At 66.4% G+C, this 25,519-nt stretch carries 26 protein-coding genes; 7 read left to right on the top strand and 19 right to left on the bottom strand.

The window, feature by feature from the left end; all coding sequences use genetic code 11:
- Positions 1-4: 4 nt before the first annotated feature.
- From JOC24_RS00635 to JOC24_RS00615, 5 genes are all read right to left on the bottom strand, one after another.
- A complete protein-coding gene (locus JOC24_RS00635) occupies positions 5-1,519 on the bottom strand; it encodes an ABC transporter substrate-binding protein (RefSeq protein WP_205018099.1) in 1,515 nt (504 codons plus the stop codon).
- A 27-nt stretch (positions 1,520-1,546) separates the two neighbouring features.
- Positions 1,547-2,158, bottom strand: a complete 612-nt coding sequence (locus tag JOC24_RS00630) for a GNAT family N-acetyltransferase (protein ID WP_205018098.1) — start codon at positions 2,156-2,158, stop codon at positions 1,547-1,549.
- A 137-nt stretch (positions 2,159-2,295) separates the two neighbouring features.
- The gene (ispF, locus tag JOC24_RS00625; RefSeq protein ID WP_205018097.1) at positions 2,296-2,814 is read right to left on the bottom strand and encodes a 2-C-methyl-D-erythritol 2,4-cyclodiphosphate synthase; all 519 of its coding nucleotides are present in this window, start codon (positions 2,812-2,814) and stop codon (positions 2,296-2,298) included.
- The gene (gene ispD, locus JOC24_RS00620; protein WP_205018096.1) at positions 2,804-3,568 is read right to left on the bottom strand and encodes a 2-C-methyl-D-erythritol 4-phosphate cytidylyltransferase; all 765 of its coding nucleotides are present in this window, start codon (positions 3,566-3,568) and stop codon (positions 2,804-2,806) included. Before ispD ends, ispF begins: the two co-directional genes overlap by 11 nt.
- 338 nt (positions 3,569-3,906) lie before the next feature.
- Positions 3,907-4,389, bottom strand: a complete 483-nt coding sequence (locus tag JOC24_RS00615) for a CarD family transcriptional regulator (protein ID WP_006380568.1) — start codon at positions 4,387-4,389, stop codon at positions 3,907-3,909.
- 656 nt (positions 4,390-5,045) lie between these two features.
- On the opposite strand from JOC24_RS00615, the gene JOC24_RS00610 reads away from it, so the two are divergent.
- Entirely contained in the window at positions 5,046-5,702 is a 657-nt protein-coding gene (locus JOC24_RS00610) for a DUF461 domain-containing protein (protein ID WP_205018095.1), read from the top strand.
- Positions 5,703-5,848: 146 nt separating this feature from the next.
- On the opposite strand, the gene JOC24_RS00605 is transcribed toward JOC24_RS00610, so the two are convergent.
- Together JOC24_RS00605 and JOC24_RS00600 are read right to left on the bottom strand one after the other, a co-directional pair.
- The gene (locus tag JOC24_RS00605) at positions 5,849-6,529 is read right to left on the bottom strand and encodes a response regulator transcription factor (RefSeq protein WP_014047499.1); all 681 of its coding nucleotides are present in this window, start codon (positions 6,527-6,529) and stop codon (positions 5,849-5,851) included.
- The gene (locus tag JOC24_RS00600) at positions 6,526-7,794 is read right to left on the bottom strand and encodes a sensor histidine kinase (RefSeq protein ID WP_205018094.1); all 1,269 of its coding nucleotides are present in this window, start codon (positions 7,792-7,794) and stop codon (positions 6,526-6,528) included. The genes JOC24_RS00605 and JOC24_RS00600 overlap by 4 nt, the downstream gene beginning before the upstream one ends.
- A 195-nt stretch (positions 7,795-7,989) precedes the next feature.
- On the opposite strand from JOC24_RS00600, the gene phoU reads away from it, so the two are divergent.
- Positions 7,990-8,667 (top strand): phosphate signaling complex protein PhoU, encoded by a 678-nt coding sequence (gene phoU, locus JOC24_RS00595; protein ID WP_031093478.1) that lies wholly within the window; start codon positions 7,990-7,992, stop codon positions 8,665-8,667.
- Positions 8,668-8,842: 175 nt separating this feature from the next.
- Positions 8,843-8,983 (top strand): hypothetical protein, encoded by a 141-nt coding sequence (locus JOC24_RS00590; protein ID WP_205018093.1) that lies wholly within the window; start codon positions 8,843-8,845, stop codon positions 8,981-8,983.
- 133 nt (positions 8,984-9,116) lie between these two features.
- Here the strand turns inward: JOC24_RS00590 and JOC24_RS00585 are convergent, their stop codons facing one another.
- Entirely contained in the window at positions 9,117-9,314 is a 198-nt protein-coding gene (locus JOC24_RS00585) for a hypothetical protein (protein ID WP_205018092.1), read from the bottom strand.
- A gap of 102 nt (positions 9,315-9,416) precedes the next feature.
- Between JOC24_RS00585 and JOC24_RS00580 the strand changes: the two genes are divergently transcribed.
- On the top strand, positions 9,417-10,178 hold the full coding sequence (locus JOC24_RS00580) for a phosphoglyceromutase (protein WP_014154899.1): 762 nt from the start codon (positions 9,417-9,419) through the stop codon (positions 10,176-10,178).
- Positions 10,179-10,258: 80 nt separating this feature from the next.
- Here the strand turns inward: JOC24_RS00580 and JOC24_RS00575 are convergent, their stop codons facing one another.
- The 11 genes from JOC24_RS00575 to JOC24_RS00525 form a co-directional block, all read right to left on the bottom strand.
- A complete protein-coding gene (locus tag JOC24_RS00575; RefSeq protein ID WP_239579326.1) occupies positions 10,259-10,420 on the bottom strand; it encodes a hypothetical protein in 162 nt (53 codons plus the stop codon).
- A 516-nt stretch (positions 10,421-10,936) separates the two neighbouring features.
- Positions 10,937-12,184, bottom strand: coding sequence for a tyrosine-type recombinase/integrase (locus JOC24_RS00570; protein WP_205018090.1), 1,248 nt, complete (start codon positions 12,182-12,184; stop codon positions 10,937-10,939).
- The gene (locus tag JOC24_RS00565) at positions 12,184-12,384 is read right to left on the bottom strand and encodes a helix-turn-helix transcriptional regulator (protein ID WP_205018089.1); all 201 of its coding nucleotides are present in this window, start codon (positions 12,382-12,384) and stop codon (positions 12,184-12,186) included. Before JOC24_RS00565 ends, JOC24_RS00570 begins: the two co-directional genes overlap by 1 nt.
- A 2-nt stretch (positions 12,385-12,386) precedes the next feature.
- On the bottom strand, positions 12,387-13,760 hold the full coding sequence (gene repSA / locus JOC24_RS00560) for a replication initiator protein RepSA (protein ID WP_205018088.1): 1,374 nt from the start codon (positions 13,758-13,760) through the stop codon (positions 12,387-12,389).
- Positions 13,761-13,888: 128 nt separating this feature from the next.
- Complete coding sequence (locus tag JOC24_RS00555; protein WP_205018087.1) at positions 13,889-14,191, bottom strand: SpdD-like protein; 303 nt, start codon at positions 14,189-14,191, stop codon at positions 13,889-13,891.
- 23 nt (positions 14,192-14,214) lie between these two features.
- Positions 14,215-14,370, bottom strand: coding sequence for a hypothetical protein (locus tag JOC24_RS00550; RefSeq protein WP_106972203.1), 156 nt, complete (start codon positions 14,368-14,370; stop codon positions 14,215-14,217).
- A gap of 12 nt (positions 14,371-14,382) precedes the next feature.
- On the bottom strand, positions 14,383-14,574 hold the full coding sequence (locus tag JOC24_RS00545; protein ID WP_014047488.1) for a mobile element transfer protein: 192 nt from the start codon (positions 14,572-14,574) through the stop codon (positions 14,383-14,385).
- 18 nt (positions 14,575-14,592) lie between these two features.
- The gene (locus JOC24_RS00540; protein ID WP_205018086.1) at positions 14,593-15,258 is read right to left on the bottom strand and encodes a DUF2637 domain-containing protein; all 666 of its coding nucleotides are present in this window, start codon (positions 15,256-15,258) and stop codon (positions 14,593-14,595) included.
- A 75-nt stretch (positions 15,259-15,333) separates the two neighbouring features.
- Positions 15,334-16,689 (bottom strand): FtsK/SpoIIIE domain-containing protein, encoded by a 1,356-nt coding sequence (locus JOC24_RS00535; RefSeq protein WP_205018085.1) that lies wholly within the window; start codon positions 16,687-16,689, stop codon positions 15,334-15,336.
- Positions 16,690-16,691: 2 nt separating this feature from the next.
- The gene (locus tag JOC24_RS00530; RefSeq protein ID WP_205018084.1) at positions 16,692-17,048 is read right to left on the bottom strand and encodes an SCO3933 family regulatory protein; all 357 of its coding nucleotides are present in this window, start codon (positions 17,046-17,048) and stop codon (positions 16,692-16,694) included.
- A 139-nt stretch (positions 17,049-17,187) separates the two neighbouring features.
- Entirely contained in the window at positions 17,188-17,967 is a 780-nt protein-coding gene (locus JOC24_RS00525; protein WP_205018083.1) for a GntR family transcriptional regulator, read from the bottom strand.
- A gap of 18 nt (positions 17,968-17,985) precedes the next feature.
- On the opposite strand from JOC24_RS00525, the gene JOC24_RS00520 reads away from it, so the two are divergent.
- The 3 genes from JOC24_RS00520 (at position 17,986) to JOC24_RS00510 (ending at position 25,500) form a co-directional block, all read left to right on the top strand.
- Positions 17,986-18,453, top strand: a complete 468-nt coding sequence (locus JOC24_RS00520; RefSeq protein ID WP_205018082.1) for an NUDIX hydrolase — start codon at positions 17,986-17,988, stop codon at positions 18,451-18,453.
- A gap of 964 nt (positions 18,454-19,417) precedes the next feature.
- On the top strand, positions 19,418-22,723 hold the full coding sequence (locus JOC24_RS00515) for a helicase-related protein (protein ID WP_205018081.1): 3,306 nt from the start codon (positions 19,418-19,420) through the stop codon (positions 22,721-22,723).
- Positions 22,720-25,500: a class I SAM-dependent DNA methyltransferase gene (locus tag JOC24_RS00510; RefSeq protein ID WP_205018080.1), complete on the top strand. Its 2,781-nt coding sequence runs from the start codon at positions 22,720-22,722 to the stop codon at positions 25,498-25,500. Before JOC24_RS00515 ends, JOC24_RS00510 begins: the two co-directional genes overlap by 4 nt.
- The last annotated feature ends 19 nt before the right edge of the window (positions 25,501-25,519 follow it).

Raw genomic sequence — 25,519 nt, 5'->3', positions numbered from 1 at the left:
CCGGTCACCCGACGCGGGTGTCGGCGGTGATGAGGGTGCGTTCCATCGGGTCGAGGGCGACGCCTTCGACCCGGGCGTCGTCGTAGCCCTGGACGAAGCGCTCGTGGACGAGCGGTACGAGCGCGTCGGCACCGAGGACCGCGGCCTCGGCGGTCATCTCGGCCCGGTGGCGGGCGTCGGTGCCGGACAGCGAGGCGGCCTTGTCCACGGCAGCGTCGACGTTCCCGTCGCACAGCTGGGAGATGTTGAAGCTGCCGTCGCAGGTGAAGTCGGAGGCGAGGTAGGAGACGGGGTCCGCGGTGTCCAGCAGGGTGTTGCGCGCCTGGATGAACCCGTCGTACTTCCCGGCGAGTGCGTCGGCCTCCATCTGCGCGTAGTCGCGGACGACCTGCCTGACGGTGAAACCGCGCTTCTCGAGCTGCTGCTGGACGAGCGTGGCGACCTCGGGGAGTTCGGGCCGGTTGGTGTAGGTGGCGAGGACGATCTCCTTCGTCCTCGCCACCTCGTCGCGGCTCGCCGCGGGGGTCCGGCCGGCGGGCGCGGTGCGCTTCTCGGCGGCCCACGGGATGCCGGGGCCGAGGAGCCCCTTCGCGGTGTCCGCCCGGCCCTCGTACACCCCGTCGACCAGGGCCTCGGAGTCGATGGCCTCACGGGCGGCGGCGCGCATGGCGGGGTCTGCGAAGACGCCCTTGCCGGTGTTCAGCGAGAGGCCGTTGGTCCGAGCGGACGGGAATTCGTGGACGTACGAGTCGCCGAGCAGGGACGCCTGCGCGATCGGCACGTACTCCGCGACGTCGACGGCCTTCGTGCGCAGCGCGTTGGCGCGGGCGGTGCCGTCCGCGGCGAAGGTGACGTCGACGCCCGGGGCCTTCGCCTTGTCGCCCCAGTAGTCGGTGTTGCGCTCGAGGGTCGCGGAGACGGCGCCCTTGACGCCGGTCAGGGTGAACGGTCCGGTGGCGTGCCCGGCGGGGTTCGTCTTCCCGTCCTTGTACGCGCCGGCGGACAGGATGGTGAGGGAGGGGTTGGCGAGCCGCTGCGGGAGCAGGGGGTCCTCGGCCTTCGTGACGATCCGTACGGTGTCGGCGCCCGTGGCCGTGGCCGTCAGGGGGGTGTCGGACAGCACCCGGGGCAGCGGGGACGCCTTGCCCGCGGCGGTGAGGGAGCGGACGACGGCGTCCGCGTCGACCTTCGCGCCGTCCTGGAAGACGGCGTCGCGGAGGGTGAACGTCCACGTGGTGGGGTCGTCCTGCTTCCAGGACGCGGCGAGGGCGGGCACGGCGGCACCGTTCCTGTCCAGGGTCGTGAGGCCCTCGACGACGGCGAGACGGCTGAGGGTGACCGCGTCGTCCCCGTACGGCGACATGGCCTGGGCGGGCGGGAAGGCCATGACGACCCGGAGCCGCTGGGCGTCGCCTGACACTCCGGAGCCGCTCGACGAGGAACAGGCGGCGAGGGGGAGCAGCAGGGCGACAGTGGCGAGGACCGGCAGCGGGAAGCGCCGGTTTCGGGTCGTAGGCATGACGGAAACCCTATATGAAAACGATTATCATCTGATATTCGGGACGGTCAATCCTTCGGGAACGGGCATCGGCAGCTCGAAGTGGACGATGCCCTGACCTCCGTCCGGCAGTACGCGTTCGTCACAGACCTCGTGGGCGAGGGAGCGCCAGAACGGCTCGGCGCCCGGCACGGCCGGATCGGTGTGCAGATAGAGCGACGTGTAACCGCCCACCCGCGCGGCGAAGTCCCCGAGCTCCCGCACCAGCATGCGGGCCAGGCCCTGCCTGCGGTGTTCGGGGCGTACGTAGATCCGGCAGAGCTGGGCGGTCGCGCCGGACGGAAAACGGTCCGCGACCCACTGCGGGTTCGGCGGCGCCTGCGGGCCCCGGTCCCGCACCGCACCCGTGGCCACGACCTCGTCGCCGCGCACGACGACCAGGAGCGTGCAGCGCGAGGGGCGCAGGTACGCGCCCTCCAGGTCGATGATGTCGGCGTGCCAGCGGGGCACGTAGCCCGAGCGCAGATCGCGGTAGACGGTGTCCAGCATGACGGCCCGGGCGCCGCCGACGTCCTTCGCGGTGGCGGTCCGCAGGACGTATCCATCGGCACCGGCCGACGCGTCCGGCACCCTCGTCGCCCCGGCTGTCGCACTCACCACTGACGCCCATCCCTGCCTCGGCCCGCACACATCACCTGCCGTACCAGCGTACGTGCAAGCCATGTGCAATAAGCCGCCGGGGTTCCCGGCGGCTCATCGCACGGACGAAGGGTGCGCGCCTGCCCGCGGGCCGGACGTCAGTCCTGGACGCGGTAGACCAGAGCGGTCGCGATGCCCGCGATCCCCTCGCCCCGGCCGGTGAAGCCGAGGCCGTCGGAGGTGGCGGCGGAGAGCGACACGGGGGCACCCACAGCGTCGGACAGCACCTTCTGGGCCTCCTCGCGCCGCTTGCCGATCTTCGGTCGGAGGCCGACGACCTGCACGGCGACGTTGCCGATCCCGAAGCCCTCGGCGCGCACGATCCGGGCGGCCTCGGTGAGCAGGGTGACGCCGGACGCGCCCGACCACTCGGGGCGCCCGGTACCGAAGTGCTGCCCCAGATCACCGAGCCCGGCGGCCGAGAACAGCGCGTTGCAGGCGGCGTGCGCCACGACGTCGGCGTCGGAGTGCCCGGCCAGGCCGGGACCCTCGCCCTCCCACAGCAGCCCGGCGCACCAGAGCTCGCGGCCCTCCTCGAAGGCGTGGATGTCCGTCCCGATGCCGACAAGCGGAATCACGGGCGCGGGAACCTGCTGCCGCACGTACTCAGAACCCATCGTTCGCCCTCCGGCGTGCGAGAACGGCTTCGGCCAGGACCAGGTCCAGCGGCCGGGTCACCTTGAACGCCTCTTCGTGCCCGGGTACGACCACGACGGACGCGCCGAGGCGTTCCACCATGCCGGCGTCGTCGGTCGCCCCCTCGCCGTCGACGGCCACGGCCTTGTGTGCTTGGAGGAGCGTGTCGCGGTCGAAGCCCTGTGGGGTCTGGACGGCGCGCAGCCTGGCCCTCACCGGGGTCGAGAGGACGGGCTCGGGCTCGCCGGGCGCACCCGGCTCGACTTCCTTGACCGTGTCGGCGAGCGGCATCGCGGGGACCACGGCCGGCGCCCCGTCCCGTACGGCCTCGATGACCGCGTCCACGGTGTCGACGGGCACCAGGGGGCGGGCCGCGTCGTGGACGAGCACGACCGTGACGTCATCGGGCAGGGCGTCGAGGCCGCGCCGCACGGACTCCTGGCGTGTCGCCCCGCCGGGGACGACGAGGTAGTCGGTGCGCTCGGGGAGGGAGTGTTCGGCGATGAGGTTCTTGACCTCGGGCGCGCCGTCCGGGGGCGCCACCACGACGACGAGGGTGACGGCGCGGGACGCCGCCATCGCCCGTACGGCGTGGATCAGCATGGGGGTACCGCCGAGCGCGCGCAGCGCCTTCGGGGTACCCGGGCCCAGCCGGACACCACGGCCCGCCGCGGGGATCACCGCCGCGGTGCGGGAGGGGCTCGTTTCAGCGGGCGTCGGTGACATCGATGACATCGGTTGCACTCCGAAGCTTCGGCAGGTTTGTTTCCACGGCACACGTGGGTAGGGGCACATCGAGCCGGGCGCGACGCCTCGACCTGACCGGGACCCTTCCGTGAACCCCGGGGAGGACGAGCCGCTACGGGCCCGGCGGATGGAGCTGAGGGGGCGGCACGAGGGCACGCAGGGGGTTTCGACCGCCGGACAGGCTCTTTTTTCGGGCTTTCGGGTCCGAACATGCCTCAGCGCCCGACGACTCGCCGTCTGGACGGCTGGTCAGCGGGCACCGCGGCATATTTTCATAAGACCGGATTCAGTTCGCCGGCGTCATACCGGTCACCGAGTCATCCGGTTCAGGACGCGAGAACCTCGTCGAGCAGGGCCTCGGCCTTGTCCTCGTTCGTGTTCTCCGCGAGGGCGAGCTCGCTCACCAGGATCTGGCGGGCCTTGGCGAGCATGCGCTTCTCACCTGCGGAGAGACCACGCTCGCGCTCGCGACGCCACAGGTCACGCACCACTTCGGCGACCTTGATGACATCGCCGGAGGCGAGCTTCTCGAGGTTTGCCTTGTAGCGTCGGGACCAGTTCGTCGGCTCTTCGGCGTACGGCGCGCGCAGCACCTCGAAGACCCGGTCCAGCCCCTCCTGCCCGACTACGTCACGCACACCGACGAACTCCGCATTGTCCGCCGGCACACGAACCGTCAAGTCGCCCTGGGCGACCTTGAGCACCAAGTAGGTCTTGTCCACGCCTTTGATCTGGCGAGTTTCGATAGCCTCGATCAGCGCGGCCCCGTGATGGGGATAGACCACGGTGTCGCCAACCTTGAACGTCATGTGACAGGTACCCCTTCCGTGGCTATCCAGAGTAACACGAGAACTGCTTCTCCTGAATGGCGTTTTCGCAGGTCAGGGCATATCTCGGGGCTTGACAACTGCAACACGAACGTGCTGCGGAAGCCTTCCGGAGTGCGATATTCGCAGGTCGGAGCGGGCGTGCGGCCGAGCTGAAACACGCCCGTCACACGCGGCGGAAGGCCTCAAGAAGGGGCGGAACATCCCGTTTTGTCGGATTCTGGATGGTGAACTTTCTGTACTCCGTTCGGACCTCGATCACCCGTACGGCCCTTAGTGTCGGTGGCCAATGAAATTGATCAACGGTCCGAGGAGGGGTCGATTATGCGGGGGAAATGGGCCACCGCCCGGAAATCGATCATCGGCCCGGTCAACGCACTGGTCACCCGTGTTTTGTGAACGCCGCGCGAATCCCCACCGCCCCGAAGAAGGCCGCCGCACGACGTCCGCGCCACAACCGGGAGCGCCGGTGGAGAGGTCGGACGCCCCTAGGGGCGGGTCGGGTGCGGGCCCGGGACGGCGGCTCGGTAACCTGGGCCCGCTGACACACACTTAGGGCGGCTTCACGGCCGCTCGGGCCTCCTGTCCGCAGAGTCCGAAAGTCCGCAGTCCGAAACGTTCAAGGAGTTGCCGCCGCCGTGAGCCGCAGCCTTCGACACGGCGCTCTCGCCGCCACTGCCCTCGTCGTCTCGATCGGTGCGCTGACCGCGTGCGGTGCGGGCAACAACGCGCAGACGCTTCAGGTCAGGCCGGACAACGCAGCCACCGCTGTCGACAACATCAAGATCCAGAACCTGAACATCATCACCCAGCCCGAGCCGGACGCCGAGGGCCCGGCGGTCATCGCCGCCACCCTCTTCAACGACGGCACGAAGCGGGAGGTGGTGGAGAAGATCACCCTGCCCGGCACCGGCGCCGCGGTGAAGCTGCAGGCCGCCAAGGGCACGGGACCGCTCGTCGTCCCGGCCGGCGGACGGGTGATCATCGGTGGGAAGGGCAACGCCTCGGCCGTGATCGAGAACGGCCGCCAGGCAGGCGCCGACGGCAACGTCCAGAACGTCGCCTTCACGTTCAGCGAGACGGGTGACATCCAGCTCGGCGCCGCCATCGTCCCGGCGACCGGTTTCTTCACGGACTTCGGCCCGAACGCGCTGCCGTCCACGAAGCCCGCGCCCACCCCCTCGGACGCAGCGTCCGAGACGCCGGGCGCGCCGTCGGACGGCACCTCCGAAAGCCCCTCAGGCACCGCGACCGACACGTCGACGCCGACGGACGAGGCATCCGCCACCGACTGACCGGAGCGCGTGTGGGGGAGGCCTCCCCGGCCGGGTGTGTCCGGAGGGGTGCCTCCCCCTGACCGTGTGTGGGCCGCCTCCCCTCTGAACCGCGTGTGGGGGTGCCTCCCCTCGGAGACACCCCCGCACGGCCCGCGGACCGCGGTCTACGGCTCGAACTTGTAACCCAGGCCCCGCACCGTCACCAGATAACGCGGCGCCCCGGGGTCGGGCTCGATCTTGGCGCGGAGCCGCTTGACGTGGACGTCCAGGGTCTTCGTGTCGCCCACGTAGTCCGCACCCCACACGCGGTCGATCAGCTGCATGCGCGTCAGCACCCGCCCCGCGTTGCGCAGGAGCATCTCGAGCAGGTCGAACTCCTTCAGCGGGAGGTCGACCTTGCCACCGGAGACCGTGACGACGTGACGGTCCACGTCCATGCGGACGGGGCCGGCTTCCAGGGCCGCCGGAGTGACCTCCTCCGGCTCGCCGCGGCGGCGCAGCACCGCACGGATGCGGGCCACCAGCTCTCGCGAGGAGAAGGGCTTGGTCACGTAGTCGTCGGCTCCTATTTCCAGGCCGACGACCTTGTCGATCTCGCTGTCCTTCGCGGTGACCATGATCACCGGAACGTTGGAACGGACGCGCAGCTGCCGGCAGACCTCCGTACCGGGCAGGCCCGGCAGCATCAGGTCGAGCAGTACGAGGTCGGCGCCGTTGCGCTCGAACTCGTCGAGGCCGTCCGGGCCGGTGGCCGCGATGGCCACCTCGAAGCCTTCCTTGCGGAGCATGTAGGACAGGGCGTCGCTGAAGGATTCCTCATCCTCGACGACAAGCACTCGGGTCACGGAAGAGCCTCCGGGGCGGGAAATGGTGCGTAGGAATCGGTCTCGTAGGGCCCGTCGTCGTCAACAGCACCGTTGACGACGAGAGGTCCGCCGGTGGTACGACCCCGTACGACGCCCGACTCGGGCAGTCGCAGGGTGAACGTGGAGCCCTGTCCCTCGGAGCTCCATACGGTGACCTCCCCGCCGTGCGAGGCGGCCACGTGCTTGACGATGGCGAGGCCGAGACCGGTGCCACCGGTGGCCCGTGAGCGGGCCGGGTCGACGCGGTAGAACCGCTCGAAGACACGCTCACGGTCCTTCTCGGAGATGCCGAGACCCTGGTCGGTCACGGCTATCTCGATCAGATCCCCGCCGGGCGCGGCCAGCTTCCGGGCGGCGATGCCGACGCGTGTGCGGGCGGGGCTGTAGTTGACGGCATTCTCCACGAGATTGCCGAGTGCGGCCGCGAGCTGGCTCCGGTTCCCCCAGACGGAGAGGTCCGCGGCGCCGCCCGATGCCATGGTGATCTGCTTCGAACCGGCCTGCTGGCGGCACCGGTCCACGGCCTCGGCGACCAGCTCCTCCACCCGTACGGGTTCGGCGTCCTCGAGCGGGTCGTCGTTCTGCACCCGGGAGAGGTCGATGAGCTCCTGCACGAGGTTGGTGAGCCGGGTCGCCTCGATCTGCATGCGGCCGGCGAACCGCTCCACCGCCTCCGGATCGTCGGAGGCGTCCATGACGGCTTCGGAGAGCAGCGAGAGCGCGCCGACCGGGGTCTTGAGCTCATGGCTGACGTTGGCGACGAAGTCGCGCCGTACCGCTTCTATGCGGCGGGCCTCCGTGAGGTCCTCGACGAGCAGCAGGACCAGGCGCGAGCCCAGTGGGGCGACCCGGGCCGAGACGGCGAGCGCCTCGCCACGGCCCGTACCGCGCCGTGGCAGATCCAGCTCCACCTGCCGTATCTCGCCGTCGCGCCGGGTGTCCCTGGCCATGTGGAGCATCGGCTCGACCGCCAGCCGTCCGCCCCTGACCAGGCCCAGCGCGTACGCGGCGGAGCTGGCCTTGACCACGCCGTCACTCTCGTCGAGCACGACCGCGGAGGAGCTGAGCACGGAGAGGACCGTGTCGACCCCCGGGGGAAGCGCCGCGTTGCCGTCGGGCCGCAGGGACGTACGCGTGGGGCGCTTCTGCTCGCGTTCGCTCCAGCGGAACGCCAGCATGGCGATCACACCGGTACACAGCCCGGCGATCGCGGCAGCTGCGGCGACCGCCGCGTTCACGTCCATGTCTCAAGGTTATGCGGGCTCGCCGACTCTCTCCCAGCCATCCGGGTGCCATCTCGAACACTCGTCGCCCAGAGTTCACCAAGGGGATAGTGACGGTTCACTTAGGCGGCCGGATCCCGACGCGTTCGCCCCGCACCGTGGCAGCGTGGGGGTCGGCCCCAAGACCCCGGCCTCAGGATCTGGAGAGGGACTTCCATGCGCGACGCTTATCACGAGGAACTCGATTCGATCGGCGAGGGCCTGGTCGAGATGGCCCGGCTCGTCGGCTCGGCGATCGGTCGGGCCACGACGTCCATGCTCGACGCCGATCTCAAGCTCGCCGAGAGCGTGATCGCCGCGGACCAGAAGGTCGACGACCTCCAGCACGACCTGGAGGCCCGCGCCATCGCGCTGCTGGCCCGCCAGCAGCCGGTCGCCACCGACCTTCGGATCGTGGTCACCTCGCTGCGGATGAGCGCGGACCTGGAGCGCTCGGGCGACCTCGCCCAGCACGTCGCCAAGCTGGCGCGGCTGCGCTTCCCGGCGTCGGCGGTGCCGCACGACCTGCACGCGACCATCCTGGAGATGGGGCAGCTCGCCCAGCGGCTGATGGCGAAGGCCGCCGAGGTGATCATCACGAAGGACGTCGACCTGGCGCTCCAGCTGGAGCAGGACGACGACGAGATGGACCTGCTGCACCGCACGCTGTTCCAGCACCTGATGGACGACCGCTGGAAGCACGGCATCGAGACCGCCGTCGACGTCACCCTGCTCGGCCGTTACTACGAGCGCTTCGCCGACCACGCCGTGTCGGTCGCCAAGCGAGTGGTCTACCTGGTCACGGGTGAGCACGCGGACGAGATCCAGGCCGCGGCGCCGGTGGAGGGGGCGTAGGGGGCGCGGTCCGTCACGGCGGTCGTACCTCTGTTCCCGCACTCGTGCGCCGTTGATGCGCCCTCCGTGCTGGGCATGCAAGGGGTGCGGGGGCGGCGTGCCATGCCGTAGACCCGTCGTACGCATGCGCGTGCGACGTCGAGTCGTCCCCCTGCCGAACCCCTGAGGAGGGACCATGGCCGATACCCCCGTGACCGAACCCCGGCACGAGACGCCGACCGACGTCGTGCATCTGACCGTGCTGGGGGCCTGCGGCTGCGGCTCCGGCTGCGGGTGCGGCTGCCAGTCCGGCGCGCCGTGCCAGTGCGGTGGCTGAGTAGCGGCCGCGCGAGCCCGGGCACCTGCTTGCACCCCCGCGGCGGACGTGGGTCCGCCGCGGGGGTGCCGTTGCGGCCCGCGCCTCGGACGGCCTCGTCCTGAGACCGCCCGCCCCTCCGACCCCCGCCCCGTCAGACCGCCGGTTCGGACTCGGCCCGCTCGGTGGCCGTGGTCGGAGCGACCGGCAGGGGCGGAGCGACCGGCAGGGGCGGCACGGTGGCCGTGTCTTCCGGTGCGACGGGGGCCGCCGCACCGGCGGGGGCCGGTTCCGCGAGGCTCAGGTTCCGCATCAGCAGCCAGTAGCCGAACGCGGAATCCGCGGCCGCCACTCAATTGACGCCCCCCGTCAATCGTCATGTCCCCCACCCGCCGTCGGTCCGCCCTGTGACCGGGCGAGCGGAGGCCGCACGCATTCGATTACGCTCGGACGCATGGCCGACGCACCGTACAAGCTGATCCTCCTCCGCCACGGCGAGAGCGAATGGAACGCCAAGAACCTGTTCACCGGTTGGGTGGACGTAGACCTCACCGACAAGGGCGAGAAGGAGGCGGTACGCGGCGGTGAGCTGCTCAAGGACGCCGGCCTGCTCCCCGACGTCGTGCACACCTCCCTCCAGAAGCGCGCGATCCGCACGGCCCAGCTCGGGCTGGAAGCCGCCGACCGCCACTGGATCCCCGTGCACCGCTCCTGGCGGCTGAACGAGCGCCACTACGGCGCCCTCCAGGGCAAGGACAAGGCCCAGACGCTCGCCGAGTTCGGCGAGGAGCAGTTCATGCTCTGGCGCCGTTCGTACGACACCCCGCCGCCCGCCCTCGAGGACGGCACCGAGTTCTCGCAGAGCGCCGACCCGCGCTACGCGACGATCCCGCCGGAGCTGCGCCCGCGCACGGAGTGCCTCAAGGACGTCGTCATCCGCATGCTGCCGTACTGGTACGACGGCATCGTCCCGGACCTCCTCGACGGCAAGACCGTCCTGGTCGCCGCCCACGGCAACAGCCTGCGCGGCCTGGTGAAGCACCTGGACGGCATCTCCGACGACGCCATCTCGGGCCTCAACATCCCGACCGGCATCCCGCTCGCCTACGAGCTGGACGCCGACTTCCGCCCCCTGAAGCCGGGCGGGACCTACCTCGACCCGGACGCGGCGAAGGCCGCGATCGAGGCCGTGAAGAACCAGGGCAAGAAGAAGTAAGCAGAGCTGAAGAAGCCCCCCACCTGCGGGTTCTCCGCGTGGTGGGGGGCTTCTTCGTGCGCTGGGCCGTCTGTGGGCCGTCAGACTTGACCGCGCCAGAAGCGCACGCGGATGTCGAGCACGATCAGTAGCGCCGCCGGGATGGCGATCTCAGGGGATGCGTCTGCCCACAGCGCGAGTGCCCCGCCACCCGTGCCGATCAGAACAATCGGTAGATCACGTGGGTGGACGTCGATGCTCATGCCCGTACGTGGGACCATGAAGTTCTCCTGCTGTGCTTCGGTTACACCGGATCAAGGTCATGACTGAAAAGCGGCACGGAGGCGAATGCCGCCCCTGGCCGGGCGGCATTCTTATGCCGCTGAGACTTTCCCATGAAGATTGCTCCGGCGACAAACTCCCAGCTTGCTGGCGGCGCTACGGAGAAAAACCGTGCGGAGCCTTCGAGTTGTACATGCATAACGGCATGCGTGCGAAAGGTGCTGCCCTTGCTGTCCAGCGCTGTGGACGAATCATCCCAGCAGCGGGACGGGGTCAGGTGGGGTGGTGGTCCCGGGTGGGAGGTGGTGGGCCCGCAGGTGGGAGGAGCCAGTACGTTTCGGTGCCCTCTGCTGGGAGATTTCAGCGAGCTTCCTAGCTAGCTTTCTGTCACGACAGAAAGAATTGCTTGCGTGACAGATACGTTCCACCCACGGGCGGTACGAACCATCCATGAGTGGAACGTCGACCAGCTTGCCGAAAAGTCCCTTGACGCTGCTTTATGGGCTGACAGAGAACGGAGTGGACGTTGAGTAAGCAGCAGCGACTGCATTTCGAGTCCGCTCCTGGCTCGACGGCATCAGGTGCGCATACACCCGCAGCGTCAGGCCAGGGTCCGAGTGCCCGAGGTACTCGGCAAGCGCCTTGATGTTCTCCCCAGCGTCCAGCAGCACCGATGCGTAGAAGTGCCGCATGGCGTGCATGCCGTTCTCGCGTGACTCGGCGTGCGGAGCGCCGGCCGCCGGTGTCGGGATTACTCCAGCCGAGGCCAGGGCCGGTTTCCACGCCTCCTCGTTCAGCGAGGTTCGCCAGACGTGACCACCCCGCGGACCCATGAAGACGAGCTGCTTGGTCACCAGCGGTCCGCCCGCGACCTTCCACGGCAACGTGATCTCGACCGGCGGGAATTGCTTCAGGTGGGCCCGAAGTGCCTCAGCGACCGGGCCGGGGAGCGGCACGTCTCGCAGCTTGCCGCCCTTGGGAGGGGCGAAGACGGGCTTGCTGCGGCTCAGCTTGAGCTGCTGGACGACGTGCAGCGTGTCCGAGCGGAAGTCGAGCGCGTCCACCGCGACGCCCAGGATCTCGCCCTGCCGTAGGCCGCAGCCGCCTCCCAGGTCGACCATCGCCTGATACCGCTCTGGCATGCCCGCACGCACCGCGAAGAGCCGTTCCGTCGTCCAGGGCGTGACGCGCTTCGTGTCCACGGTCGGCGGCCGTACCGAGCGGGCAGCGCAAGGATTCCGTGGAAGGTGCCCGTCATCCACGGCCGCGCTGAGAGCCGCCCGAACGTTGGAGTAGATCGTCCGGGCGTACGAGCCACGCACACCGTTCGCCTGGAGCTGCTGCACCCAGTCGCGGATGTGCGCCGGCTGGAACGAACCGAGTGGACGCGTGCCGAGGTGCGGGAACGCGTGCAGCCGGAGCTGCGACTCCATCGAGGCTTGCGTGTTGGGGTCCGCCCCTTGGGTGGACACCCAGCCCTCCGCGTACTGCTGGAAGGTGGTTCGGGCCGCGCGGGGATCGATGAACTGTCCCCGCGCCATGTCCGCTTCGGTATGAGCCAGCCACTGATCGGCGAGCCGCTTCTGTCGGTCTGGAAAGCTCTTCGACTTCTCCGTGCCGTCCGGCCCGACGTAGCGCGCACGGTAGCGGGACCCCACTCCGTAGCGATCCGACTTCACCTTGCGCGGCTTACCGTCAGGGCCGGTCACGGTCACGAACCAGCGGTCCTGAATGTGTCCGGCCATCAGGCAGCCGCCTCGCTCCGGCGGGAGTCGACCCAGGCCCGTACGTCGTCGGGGTCGAAGCGGAGGTGCCGGCCGACACGGAAGCCGCGGGGGCCGGTCCGCTTCCGGCGCCACTGGTAGACCGTCTCGATGCTGGGTAGCTCGAACATCTCGACCAGATCGTCAGGCGTCAGATAGCGACTCGGCAGAGGGAGCGCCATGGTCACCACTCCCCCTCGTCGACCAGCTCCGCCATGGCTGCACGGGCGGTTTCGCGGTTGAGCTGGAGACCACGGGCAATGGTCGCGGCGAGGACGGATTCGCCGGGCGAGTGACCGTGGCCGGCGTACTGCCAGTCGGCCAGGACGAGCACCGTGTCCGGGACGCCGTCCTCCAGGCCGAGGGACTGCCGTTCCGGCGCGGCACGGAAGTCGGCGCGGGCCTGGCGGAGCTCGCCGAGGGTGGTCGAGTAGCGGCGGGACTTCGAGGAGAAGTGACCGCGGAACCCGAGCATGTGCGCCCAGGCCCACAACCGACGTTCGGGGTAGAGCGGATCGAGAAGGTGACACGCGGCGATGAGGCGGCGGGCGTGGTCAGGGACGCCGTGGCGATCGAGTTCGGAGAGTTCACCGATGCGGCGGTCCAGAGTGCCGGTGTTCTCCGCCGCCTTGGTGGCGTACTTCGCGACGTAGGACGCCACAGCCTGTTCGGTGACATCGGAGCCGTCGCCGAAGGCAACAACCGGGCGGACGTCGAGTTGTGTGCCCCAGCGGAAGATACGAGCGTGCTGATCGTCAACGGCGGGTGCGGACACCGAGGTGTAGTTGTGCTGAGCGGCTGCGTGTATCGCATCGGTGAGCAGGTCGACGGTGGCCCAGGACGGAGGTGGCGTGCCGGGCCCGTCCGGTCCGTCGATCCGCATCACGGTGTGGAAGTGGATCGCCCCACGCCTCTGAAACTCCGCGACTTTGCCGTACGAGAGCCGGGCAGATTCCTTCAGTTCCACCTGCGTGAGTCCGGCGCGGGCCGCGATCTCCCGTCGGAGGCGTGTGGTGAACCGCATCCAGAGGTCGCCGGCGTGGTTGTTGAACAGGACCGATCCGGCGTAGTCGTACGTCTCAGGGTCCAGGGCGGTACCGAGCTCGGATGCATCTGCCGAGTGCCGACTACCGCATCGACAAGTGCCACGTTCGGGACGGTTGTGGACCGGGCCGAAGGAAGGGGCGGTAAGGGTGGCGAAGACCCGGGGGTGATCCCGCACCGTGGCAGGGACATCGCGGCGGTCGTCTCCGGCCAGGCCCGCGCGGATCAGGTGGTAGGTGTCTCCGGCGTACGTCCAGGCGCAAGAGGGGCAGCGGGAAGCGCGCCGGTTGCCGCAGGCGAGGCGGAGACGTCCGCCGGGCTCGGTCTCGGTCGAGTAGTGGTGAAGGGTCACGCCGGTGGTCTGGTCCTTGGTGAGGGTCCAACCGGTCAGGTGGATCGGGTCGGAGCAGCCACCAGTGCGGCGGATCTGGTCCTCCCAGCGGTGGAACTCGGGGGCCGAGGCCACCCTCAGCAGGTCACCGAGGGTGAGCCGGTCGAGCTGCGATTCAGGCATGTGCACTCCCCCGGAGGCGGGCGGTGCGGTCGGTCATGATGGTGCTTCCTTCCGGATCTGTGGTTCGGGCAGGAGCACGGCTTCCGGGCGGCGGATGCTTGGCGGTATCGAGGCCGCCCGGAAGCCGGTCAGCGATGGTTCTGCGACGCCACGAGCGACCGAATGACCAGGGCGCTGATGGCGAGCGACGCGGCGGTGACGGCGACCGCGAGGAGCATGGAGACCAGGACCGCACCGACGACCAGCACCACGGCGGTGCCGCCACCGATGACGGCCACGACGGAACCGGGCGTGAGCTGAACCGTGGGGCGTGCGGGAGCCGTAGGGGCTGGGGCCGGGCTCTGGTGGGGCACGGCGGGGACGTCGCTCCGGGCGGTTCCGGTGACGATTCCGGTCGGCAACGGGTTGGTGGGGATCTTCGGGCTGAGCATGGCGGTTCTCCCTTCGGTGGGGGTTACTTGACGGCGGTGTCGATCACAGGGGTCAGGAGGCTGTCGGCGAGGAGATATCCGCCGAGCAGCAGCACGAGCACGAGCCACCAGGGCGGGCGGATCAGCTTCACGCCGAGCCAGCCGACGACGATCAGGGCGAGCCAGAGCGGTACGTCCATGGCGGGTCCCCTTCATCGGACCTTGCAGCGGTGGGTGCGGGCGGCGAGCTGGGCGGCGGATCGGCTGCTGAAGTCGGACGACCAACCGCAGCGGTCGGCGGTGCACACGGCGGCGTGCTGAGTGCGGCCGTGCCGGTCGCGGTGGGTACCGATCTGCACCGGTCCGATCCGCATCACGGAGTGGAAGTGGTCGCGGGCGGGCATGGTGGGTCTCCTCTCGGGTCAGGCGAGCTGAGCGGCGATCGCGGCGGCGAGTTGGGTCGGAACTCCGAGGCGGGCGCGGAGCGTGTCGGTGTCGATCGTTGAACCGGTACGGGCGCGGTGTTCGTCGGCGACCTTCCGGGCGTGGTCGACAAGCGCGGCCGGCACGGGCGGAGATGTGTCGACGGGAGGCAGGACCGGAGACTCCTCAGCGGCAGGAATCGGCGCTGGTTCCAGCTCCGGGGCCTGTTCCTCGGTGACGAGCTCCGGCGCTGAGGAATCAGCCGTAGGCACCGCCGGAACGAGCGTCCCGTCCTCAACCGAGGTCTCTGTGTGGGCGAGGAGCGTCCCGCCGAGGAAGGCGAGCGCGGGCCATCCAGCAATGCCGAAGCGCAACCAGGCCGGAGGGTGCGCGAGATCGAGGAATCCTGCGGTGGCGACGTTGGCACCGAGCGAAGCGACGAGCGCGATCAGGAACCAGCACCAGGCGAGCCGGGACGGGCCGTCCTTGCGTAGCCGCCGCCAGGCAGCGACCAGGAGCAGATCAACGCTGATCGGGTAGGCCCATGCCTTCCAGCCGTCCTGGCCCGCGGCGGCGGCGAGGTCGTGGAGGTGGGCGAAGGAGAGCGCGCCAGCGATAACGGCTTGGATCAGTACGGCGTCCACGCGCACGGAGGGACGGGCCATCGGACTTCTCCATTTCGGCATGGGGCGGGTAGGGACTTGGCGCAGGAATGGTCACGCCGACCGGTGAGCGGGAGGTCAAGCGGTGGTGGGCGCGGCTTTGGTTAGCGGCGCGGAGGCCGAGGCCAGGGGTGTGACGGCGGGCCGGAAGGCCGCGAGGGCGGGCACATCCGGAGTACGGTCGGCGTGCCGGTTGCAGATGTTCACGGCTTGGCGCAGCGAGGTGTGCGGTGCTCGGATGCGGGTCCATCCACCAGTCGAGTCACCCGAGACCGCGATACCGGGGACGTCGGTGGGAATCTGGATCGCGGCAAGGACGGCGTCCGGAGCGATGTCTCCGAAGGCCATGTTGGCGCTGGACTCGTCGTTGACGCGGTGGGCCGTCCGACCCGTGAGTTGGGCACGGAGCATCGTGATGCCCTTGCCGAGTTCGGAACCGAAGCGCTGGCCACAGATCTCCAGGTAGATCCCTGCGGCACGGCCGAGCTGGGCGAGGCGGACCAGAGCAGTGACGATCCGGTCGCGGCGCTTCTCTTCGTCCTTGGTGGCGAACAGCGCCAGCTCGGCAACCTCGTCGACCAGGACCACGACCGGAGTCGGGCGTATGTCGGCCGGCAGGTCCCAGATATCGGCAGCTATGTCGGCGTCAGGAACGTCGACGGTGATGCGCTGAGCGGAACGGATGAGCTGGTAGACGTCCTCCATGTGCCGCACGAGTGCTTCGAGGAGTTCGAGGGCGGTGTCCGGGTTGTCGGCGAGGGCGGAGAAGCGCCGGGCGAGCGGAAAGAGCTCGACGCCCTGTTTGCAGTCGATCCCGACGAGCGCGACGTCGTGCGCCGCGAGGCCGGCGACCAGGTTGCGCTGGTAGACGGACTTCCCCGACTCGGTCGCGCCGAGCGTCAGCCCGTGGGGCACAGCCCGGTAGTCGCGGTAGTGGACGGATCCGTCCTCGCGCAGCGCGACGGGGATACGCATCGGCGCGGGGCCGGTTTCGGCGGGCATCTGCACCCGCCGAAGGACGTCGTATCCCGTCATCCGTAACTCCACGATTCCCGAGCGAAGTTCGCGGGAGGTGACTCCGTACATCCCGAAGGAGTGCCGGAGGCGGTCGGTGGCCGAAGCAACGTCGAAGGCATCCTGACCGGGACGGAGCTTGATCCGCAGGACCAGCCCGGTACGAGTAGGCCGAAGCCGGAGAATGCGCGGGGCCCTCGACTCAGGAACGGGACGGTTCGTCATCCGGGCGAGGGAGAGACGCCAACGGGCGGGCGGAACGGTGAGCCCGCAGGCGTCCATGACCGAGGCGTATCGGACAGCTACTCGCAACGCGGCAAGGGTGACCCCGAAGGTCATCCAGTACCAGGCGGGACGCCGCCACCGCAGGATCAGTGCGGTGACGACGACCAGCAGCAGCGTGACCAGGCACCCGGTCATGATCAGGCCGCCTTGGGCTTCTCGGCAGCGGCGACGAGCGAGGTTACCGCCACCGCGCGGAAGGCGATGCCGTGTCGCTTCTGCCCGTTGAACTCGTTCTCCCACGGCCGGGCGATCAGTCCGGTGACGGCGACGGGCGTGCCCATCATCAGCTCACCGGAGATGCCAGGCTCGGGGACGGTGACCGAAAGGATCTCCACCTCCTCGTTCGCCGCGAACATCACATCCACGGTCATGAGCTTCGCGCCGCTCTCGACGTCCATGGCGATCTCGCCGGTCCGGCGGTCCTTGACCTTGATCTGCGGGGGCTTGGCGACCATCACGGACGCGGCGGAGGTGTCGACGGGGATCGTACGCACAGAAGATCACTCCTATATATGTGCTTGACTCAGCCACTCATGTACATGAGTGACATAAAGAAGAGTGCATCACTCCTATACATGAGTCAACCCGCCGAGACGAAGAAGTCGCGGCGGGCTGAGCTGAGTTGAGCGCGCGTCAGTCGGAGGCGGGGATCCGGTAGCTGAAGACGAACTGGTCAGCGGCCATGAGCGTGTCGCACACCTCTACGACGCGATCCTCCGTCGTTCGTGCCTCACGGATCAGGTGAACCACCGAAGCACCGGGGCTCAGGGCCAGTTCGGAGGCTTCCGCCTTGGTCGCCAGTCGGGCTTGCAGCGTCTCGACGAACTCCGCGAACTCGTGCCCATGGTCTTCGAGGCGGGCGTAGATGCCACCACCGCCGGGGTTCTTCGCGAACAACTCGGGGATGTCCTTTGCAACGTCCCACGGGAGGTAGGACGTGGCCGTCTCCACGGGGGTCTCGTTGCGGAAGTAGAGGCGGCGCCGGGCGAGCACCTGCGCGCCGGCCGGGACGCCGAGCCGCTCCGCGATGTCGTTCGGTGCATCCGTCGGACCGATGTAGAGAACGCTGACGCCAGCCTTGGCGCCGGACTGCTCCGACTCGGCAAGGTACGCGGCCTTGCCGCCCTGTCGGTGGGAGCGCTTGAAGCGGTCCGAGGACCGGTGCCGTACCGGGGGCCGAGCCTTCACCGTGGACCCCTTGCCCTGGCGGGTCTCCACTAGGTCACTGGCGCGGACCTCCACCATGGCCTTGCGAATGGTGCCTCCCGAGACGCCGTAGCGCTCCACGAGCTCCGATTCACTGGGCACCATGTCACCGGGCTTGAGGATTCCGGCGCGAATCTGCTGAACGATCTCCTCGGCGATCTGCACGTACCGAGGTACGGACTTCCCACCTCCTACCGCTGTTTCCATAGTCCTTCTCTTCCTCCTATGCTCCTGTACATGAGTAACAGTGCGCAGGAAGGCACGTCAACGCCGCTCCACTCCGTGTCCGTAGCCGGAGTGGTCGTGCGCGAGGACGGGCGACTCCTGGCGATCCGCCGTGCCGACAACGGCACTTGGGAGCTCCCCGGCGGTGTACTCGAACTCGACGAGACCCCGGAGGCGGGCGTTCAGCGCGAGGTCCTGGAGGAGACGGGTATCTATGTCGAGGTGGACGAGCTCACAGGGGTCTACAAGAACACCATGCGCGGCATCGTGGCCCTGGTCTTCCGATGCAAGCCCGCCGGCGGAAGCGAGCGCACGTCCAGCGAATCGACCGCGGTTGGCTGGCTCACGCCGGACGAGGTCACCGAGTGGATGTCCGAGGTCTACGCGGTCCGGCTGCTGGACGCACTCGACGGGAACGGGCCCCACGTGCGGAGCCATGACGGCAAGCGCCTGACGTCGGCGCGATAGAACTTTCTCTACTTCATCAAGACCCGCGCACGGCGCGGGCGCGCGCCGCCTCAGCGGCGCGGCCTGCCTCTGTCTTCGCCCCGGCTGGCCGCGCCAGGCGGCGCGCTACGTGCTGCGGGTAGGAGGTGGGGAACCCCGCTGTGGCTGGGGCGGTCGGCTCCACGGCTTTAGCCACCTCCCCGGTTCGGGTCCCGCGTCGAGCAAGACCAGGGGACCACTCGTTCAAATTCCGGGCAGGATCACAGCCTGCCCGAGTTGCCGGCCAGCGTACGGCCCCCTGATCATGCTCGACCCCAAACCGGGCAGGCCACCGGCCAAACCCGTTCCGCCGACCTGACAGCGAATCACTCCGAAGTACGACTGCGGGCAGGAAACGATCCTGTTCGATTCGCGGAGATCGTGCGGCACTGCATGCCACGCCCTCAGCCAGGTAGGCCACTAGCAAGAGGTCGCTCCAACTACACCCAACGGCCCTGTGAAAGTTGCCTACCCACCAAGTTGGAGCTGGACCGCCACCAACGACTGATGGCGACCTTCACTAACCCTTCTCATTCTTTAGTCGCTAGTGCCATGCTCTTGTGCATGAGTGCGAGCAACAAGACGGCTGCGCGCAACCTTGCAGCCCGCGGGATGATCGCGGGGGTCGACTCTACTGCGAGCGGAGTGGTGTCTGGGGGGGCGCCTTGGTTCCCCGATTGGGAAGCGCCGGACGAAGAGACCCGCATCCGCCAGCTGGTGCGGCGAGACTGCCGTGATGCGTCCGATGACGCCGCACTAGTCGAACCCGACTGCCGGGAGACCGATTCTTGGGGGACTAGCGCCTACGGGACGACCCACCCGCCACGGCACACCGCGAGGCAACGCCGGGTCCGCAGGTAAGGCCGATCCTCACCGCCCCAGCCTGTGCCACCACTGACTACCGGCCCCGTGCCCCGTCGCTAACCTGAACAGAAAGAACCAGCCCGTGCCAAACATTTTCGACAACATCACCGACGAAACCCGTCTCGGGCTGGCCCTACGCGAGTCCCTCAAGGACTTCGACACCGTCGATGTGGCCACCGGCTATCTCGACCTGCGTGGCTGGTCTCACTTCGCCGACATCCTCGACACAAAGGCGAGCCCAGCGCCCGGGGGCCGCGCCACGGCACGGGTACTGATCGGCATGGTCGCGCCATCAGATTCCGAGCAGCTGCTAGATCTATTGCAGGAGCAGATCCAGCCCCCCGAATACGGCGCCGACCTCCATGACCGAGAACGTGCCCTCGCCCGGCGTGACCAGCTCGTCAAGCATCTGCGTACCCAGCTGATGCGCGGTCTTGCGACGCCCGAGGGGCAGCGCACTCTGCAAACCCTCAAACGGCAGCTGCGCCAGGGCTCCGTAGCGATGAAGGTCTTTACTGAAAAACCGCTACATGGCAAGACCTATATCTTTCACGCGCCCGATAAGAAGCACGGCGCTCGTTGGGGCTATGTCGGCTCATCCAACCTCACCGGCGCTGGCCTAAGCCGCAACCTCGAACTTAATATCGATGTTCAGGACTCCGACGCCACCAACAAGCTTGCCACTTGGTTCGACGAACGGTGGAACGACTCGTTTTCGTTGCCGATCACGGCAGAAATTATCGACCTCATCGGCGACTCATGGGCTGACGAACAACAACCCACTCCATTCGAGGTGTACCTGAAAGTCTGCCACTCCCTCGCGCAGGACGCTCGCGATGGGATGGGTTACGTGCTGCCAAAATCGATGAGCACTCTGCTGCTGGACTATCAGGAAAGTGCAGTCCGCACCCTCGCACGTCGCATCGTCCGACGCGGCGGCACAATGCTCGGCGACGTCGTTGGCCTTGGCAAAACCTTGACGGCAGTCGCTACCGCACTGATGCTGCAATCCGCAGAGGACTACTCCACCCTCGTGCTCTGCCCAAAGAATCTCAAGGCAATGTGGGTTGAGCACTTGGACGCATACGACATTAACGGTCGCGTCGTGCCGTACTCAATGGTTGACAAGGTCCTGCCCGAGCTCAAACGCTTCAACCTTGTCATCTGCGACGAGTCGCACAACCTGCGCAACAATAACTCCGTCACCCATGATGCGATCCACCAGTACGTCCGAGCTAACAACTCCAAGGTTCTCCTGCTAACGGCAACCCCGTACAATCTCGCGTTCACAGATGTCGCCAACCAAATTGGCCTATACATAGACGAAGACGAGGACTTGGGTATCGTCCCAACCGCAGCCCTCCGGGCGGATCCCGGCCTGACTGCTAAGGTCGACGGCAAGATCAACACTCTGGCCGCGTTCCGCCGCTCTGAGGAGCCTGAGGACTGGAAGCGGCTAATGAGCGACCACCTCGTACGACGCACCCGCTCTTTCATTAAACGCACGGCTAAAACCACTCTATTTACAAGATCAGACGGCAGCCAAGTCGAGCGGGAATATATGACGTTCGCCAACGGGAAGAAGTTCTTCTTCCCCACCCGGATCGCCACGCCTGTCAGCCATGCCTTCAGCGCCGACGACGCAGCCACGTTGATGGAGGACGACACCACACTCGACGCCATTCAGAACCTGATTCTGCCGCGCTACCGGCTAGCCGATTACGACAATCCTAGGGCATCACACACTGAGATCGACAAGCGTAACCTAGACGACATCCGCTCCGGTCGTGGAAACGTCAGTGGCTTCGTCAGGGTCGGGCTATTCAAGCGACTGTCCTCGTCAGGACACTCATTTATCCTTTCACTGCAGCGGCAGCGAGCTCGCAATGAACTATTCCTGCACGCCATCGATAATCAGCTACCCATCCCACTCGGCTCTTTCAGCGACAAGCAGATCACAATCAACGACGAGGACGTTGAAGGAGACGCTGATGTGCACGGAACTATCGCCACACGCTACCAAGCGCTCGCCGCCTCCCTGCCAGCCAGGACCAAGTGGGTCAACAGCACCGTTTTCAAGTCCTCACTGCGCAAAGATCTGATGCAGGACAACCGTGTCATCACCATACTGCTCGATCGATTCGGCAGCTGGGACTCAACGCGCGACTCGAAGATCAACGCTCTCGTCGACCTGTTGCGCGACCAGCATCCCAACGAAAAGGTTCTCGTCTTCACCGAATACGTCGACACCGCGACGTACGTTGCTGGCGCGCTCGAAGCAGCGGGAATCGAACACGTGGGCCTGGCCTCTGGCGGCACTGACGACCCCGCCGGCCTCGCCCGTCGGTTCTCACCGGCCTCGAATAAACTCCCCGGACAGGACGAGCCAGACCCGAAAGCCCTCGCCGACCCCATTGATGTGCTCGTCGCTACCGATGTGCTCTCTGAAGGACAGAACCTGCAGGACTCCCACATCGTCGTCAACTACGACCTGCCCTGGGCGATCATTCGGATCATCCAACGCGCCGGCCGCGTTGACCGATTGGGGCAAAAGTCCGACACTGTCCACGTTTACTTGATCACCCATGAGAGGGTCGAGCAGCAGATCCGCCTTCGGCAGCGCATCAAAGCTCGGCTTGGCGCCGCAGCCGAAGCATTCGGCTCCGACGAACAATTTTTCGGCGGCGAGCAAGAAATCAAAATTCTGGACGACCTCTACAACGGACGAATCATCGATGATACTGACGAAGCGGAAGGGGAGGCCGACGCCGTCAGCGAAGCCTGGTTGGTGTGGTCCAACGCCCAGGAGCAACACCCCGAAACCTGCAACCGAGTCCTGACCATGCAGGACATGGTGCACAGCACCCGCGAGCAGCACCTTCACGAGGATCACGGCAGCGTCACTTGCTACATCGCGACTGCCTCCGGCGTTGACGCTTTCGCCACCTCTATCGAAACCCCTCAGGGAGTCATCGAACAGCTACTCACTCCACTGGAAGCGCTACGCACATTCCGAGCTGACCCCGAGACCCCCACCGCACTATTGCGCCATGACCACTTCACGAAGGAAAGGGCGCTTGTCCAGGGCCCACTCAGAACTGAGACAATCGCTGCGGGCAACCTCAAGGGCGTGCGCAAGTGGGCCTGGCAGCGCCTCGGCGGCACTCTCTACGGAGAACACGCCGCTGATGCGCTCAGTGCTCTGCACGAGCGACCGCTGACCGAGCACGCCACCATGCGCCTCAGCCAAGCGAGACGGAATCGCTACGGACTCGACGACCTTGCGGACCTCATCGCCCAACTGCATACAGATGACCGACTCGTCATCAAATCCACAGACGCCGACACCGTTAAGATCGTCTGCTCGCTAGGAGTCCAGAAGGCATGAACGACCCCTTGATCGCCCGCGCTGAGCAGCACGATTACCAGAAGTTGTTTATTCACGAGCTGAACTGGTCCCGGCCCGACCATCCCCCGATTACATACAGCGTGGACGGGCACACTCTCACCGCTACCAACGTCTCCTCCTACAAGGGACTGCGCGTTTGGGTGTGCGATCAGAAACCCGGCTCCAAGCTCGAAGCTGCCCTCGACCAGCTCATCTCCAAGACTTCAACAGACCGCCTTGTCATCTTTCACGACGACGCGGAACAGGCCTGGCGATGGCCCGTTCGTCGAGCCACTGGAACCGCCACCACAACCAGGTTGAGCCGACACCAGCACCGCACCGGCGATCTCAACCCCAAGTTTGCCGCAAAGCTCGACGCAATCCGCCTTCCTTTGGACTTCACCCTCGACACAAACACAGTCCTTGCGAAGGTCCGATCTGCGTTCGATGTTGAAGTGCAGAACGAGACCAAGCACGCCTCGAAGCTGATGGCGCGCATGTATACCGCCATGGAAAAGGCATACCCTTCCGATTACAATCGGAAAACGCGTGACCACGAGATCTCCGTCACCCTCGCGCGAATCCTTTTCCTGATGTTCGGCGATGACACCGACATGTGGCCACAAAGCCTATTCCGCGACTACATCCACCAGCACACCGCCCCGGACGGTTCGGATATAGGTGACCGCCTTACAAGGCTGTTTGATTACCTCGACACTCCACCGACCCGGAGAGGAACGGTACCAGTCGGATTCGAGGGCTTTAGGTACGTCAATGGTGGCATCTTCCATGAACATCTTACCTTTCCTGTGATAAACGCAGAATTCCGCACGGTGATCCTCGAAGCATGCGAACGGGATTGGGCGACGATCAGCCCTGCAATCTTTGGCTCCATGTTCCAATCTGTAAGGGACGCCAAAACTCGGCGAGAACTCGGCGAGCATTACACCTCTGAAGAGAATATCCTTAAGACCCTCAATCCTCTTTTTCTTGACGAACTGCGCGCCGAATATGAGCACATTAAAACTCTCGGAAAATACGAGGCAGACAGACTTCGTAAGCTTCGAGAGAAGCTCGGCAGGATTCGCTACATGGATCCCGCATGCGGCTGTGGCAACTTCATAATCGTCGCCTATCGCGAATTGCGCGACCTAGAGTTGGCGATCATGGAACGCCTCCAAGAGATTAGCGGCGACGACCCCATGTTGCTCGCCAATGTCGGCCTCAAAGTCAGCCTCGACCACTTTTATGGGATCGAAATCGACGAATGGCCAGCCCGTATCGCCGAAACTGCAATGTTTCTCATTGACCGACAGTGTGACCTCAAACTCACCGAAAGGCTCGGCTGGGCCCCGGACCGCCTCCCAATTCAAGAACATGCCAGCATCCGGAGCGGTGTCAGCGCCCTCAAACTAGACTGGGCTACCGTGTGCCCGCCCAGCGAAAATGTCGTCGTGGCCGGCAATCCGCCGTTCCTCGGGGACCATACGCGCACTCAGGAACAACTCGCCGAGCTACAAAACGTGTGGGGCGGAAACAAGACCATCAGCCGAATGGACTACGTCACCGGCTGGCATGCCAAAGCGCTCCGTTACTTCGCGAAACACGATGGAGTCTGGGCATTTGTCACGACTAACTCCATCACGCAGGGCGATCAAGTGCATCGGCTCTTCTCGGAGCTTTTCCACGCGGGGTGGCATGTCAAGTTCGCACACCGAACGTTTGCTTGGACGTCGGAGGCAGCCGGGGCCGCAGCGGTTCACTGTGTAATCATTGGCTTTGCTCGCCAACTCGTTCAGAAACCTCGCCTGTTTGACTATGCCTCTCTGCGAGCTGCGCCGGAAGAACGAACTGTCTCCGTTATCAACGCTTACCTTGTCGATGGCCCCAACGTCCTGGTGGACAAGCGGACAAGTCCCATCTCGGTAAACCTTCCCGAGGTTGCCAAAGGTTCCATGCCCACCGACGGCGGAAACCTCGTGGTCACTCCAGAACAGTACGAGGCGGTTGCAGCAGACCCGATTGCCGTGCGTTTCCTGCGGCCCTATGTCGGATCGAAAGAACTTATCAAAGGTAGGAAGCGGTGGTGCCTTTGGCTTGTGGATGCCAAACCATCCGAGTTGGCTGAGAGCGCAGAATTGCGTCGCCGAATCGCCGCTGTTCGAAAATCGCGCCTCGACAGCACGGCTTTGACGACGCGCAATTATCCGCACCACCATCTTTTCCGACAGTTTGGCGTCGCGCCTGACACATCCTTCGTCTGCATCCCCGAAGTCTCCAGCGAAAATCGTGAATACCTCCCAGTGGGATACCTCGAAGCCGGAACCATCATCAGTAACAAGGTCTACGGTGCCGTAGACCCAAGTGGTCTCATCTTCGCCGTTGCTTCCTCGAGTATGTTCCTTACGTGGATGCTGACAGTAGGCGGGCGCCTCAAGTCCGATCCGTCTTTCTCCAGCACCATCACTTGGAATAATTTTCCGCTACCCGCACTTGAAGCAGCGGCCAAAGACAAAATCGTCGAGGCGGGCCACGGAATCCTCGAAGCGCGGAGGCTCGAGGAGGAATGGTCACTGGAAGACCACTACAAGCCGGGCGGTACATACCCCGAGGTTCGGCGTGCACACGAGAAATTGGACTCGCTCATTGACCGAGCCTTCGGTATCCGGAGCAGCAGCCCTCACCTGCTGGAGCGACAGGAAGCCCTCTTCGCGAACTACCTTATGCTGACCGCCCCGCTCATGGCCACGAGTGGAAGAAAAAGGCGCCGAACGTGAAGGAAATTGATGGATTGAG

Origin of the sequence: Streptomyces sp. HB132 (assembly GCF_016909575.1) — a bacterium.
GTDB lineage: Bacteria > Actinomycetota > Actinomycetes > Streptomycetales > Streptomycetaceae > Streptomyces.
The sequence above is the reverse complement of the archived record's forward strand: the minus strand, read 5'-3'. Positions and strand labels throughout refer to the sequence as shown.

Coding starts and splice junctions, on each gene's coding strand:
- ispD (WP_205018096.1), bottom strand. CDS start 3,568: ATGTCATCGATGTCACCGACGCCCGCTGAAACGAGCCCCTCCCGCACC.
- repSA (WP_205018088.1), bottom strand. CDS start 13,760: ATGCCTGAATCGCAGCTCGACCGGCTCACCCTCGGTGACCTGCTGAGG.
- JOC24_RS00555 (WP_205018087.1), bottom strand. CDS start 14,191: ATGCTCAGCCCGAAGATCCCCACCAACCCGTTGCCGACCGGAATCGTC.
- JOC24_RS00575 (WP_239579326.1), bottom strand. CDS start 10,420: ATGAGCATCGACGTCCACCCACGTGATCTACCGATTGTTCTGATCGGC.
- JOC24_RS00550 (WP_106972203.1), bottom strand. CDS start 14,370: ATGGACGTACCGCTCTGGCTCGCCCTGATCGTCGTCGGCTGGCTCGGC.
- ispF (WP_205018097.1), bottom strand. CDS start 2,814: ATGGGTTCTGAGTACGTGCGGCAGCAGGTTCCCGCGCCCGTGATTCCG.
- JOC24_RS00600 (WP_205018094.1), bottom strand. CDS start 7,794: ATGGACGTGAACGCGGCGGTCGCCGCAGCTGCCGCGATCGCCGGGCTG.
- JOC24_RS00635 (WP_205018099.1), bottom strand. CDS start 1,519: ATGCCTACGACCCGAAACCGGCGCTTCCCGCTGCCGGTCCTCGCCACT.
- JOC24_RS00510 (WP_205018080.1), top strand. CDS start 22,720: ATGAACGACCCCTTGATCGCCCGCGCTGAGCAGCACGATTACCAGAAG.
- JOC24_RS00565 (WP_205018089.1), bottom strand. CDS start 12,384: ATGGCGCTCCCTCTGCCGAGTCGCTATCTGACGCCTGACGATCTGGTC.
- phoU (WP_031093478.1), top strand. CDS start 7,990: ATGCGCGACGCTTATCACGAGGAACTCGATTCGATCGGCGAGGGCCTG.
- JOC24_RS00520 (WP_205018082.1), top strand. CDS start 17,986: ATGCTCCTGTACATGAGTAACAGTGCGCAGGAAGGCACGTCAACGCCG.
- JOC24_RS00540 (WP_205018086.1), bottom strand. CDS start 15,258: ATGGCCCGTCCCTCCGTGCGCGTGGACGCCGTACTGATCCAAGCCGTT.
- JOC24_RS00525 (WP_205018083.1), bottom strand. CDS start 17,967: ATGGAAACAGCGGTAGGAGGTGGGAAGTCCGTACCTCGGTACGTGCAG.
- JOC24_RS00580 (WP_014154899.1), top strand. CDS start 9,417: ATGGCCGACGCACCGTACAAGCTGATCCTCCTCCGCCACGGCGAGAGC.
- JOC24_RS00570 (WP_205018090.1), bottom strand. CDS start 12,184: ATGGCCGGACACATTCAGGACCGCTGGTTCGTGACCGTGACCGGCCCT.
- JOC24_RS00545 (WP_014047488.1), bottom strand. CDS start 14,574: ATGCCCGCCCGCGACCACTTCCACTCCGTGATGCGGATCGGACCGGTG.
- JOC24_RS00615 (WP_006380568.1), bottom strand. CDS start 4,389: ATGACGTTCAAGGTTGGCGACACCGTGGTCTATCCCCATCACGGGGCC.
- JOC24_RS00590 (WP_205018093.1), top strand. CDS start 8,843: ATGGCCGATACCCCCGTGACCGAACCCCGGCACGAGACGCCGACCGAC.
- JOC24_RS00535 (WP_205018085.1), bottom strand. CDS start 16,689: ATGACCGGGTGCCTGGTCACGCTGCTGCTGGTCGTCGTCACCGCACTG.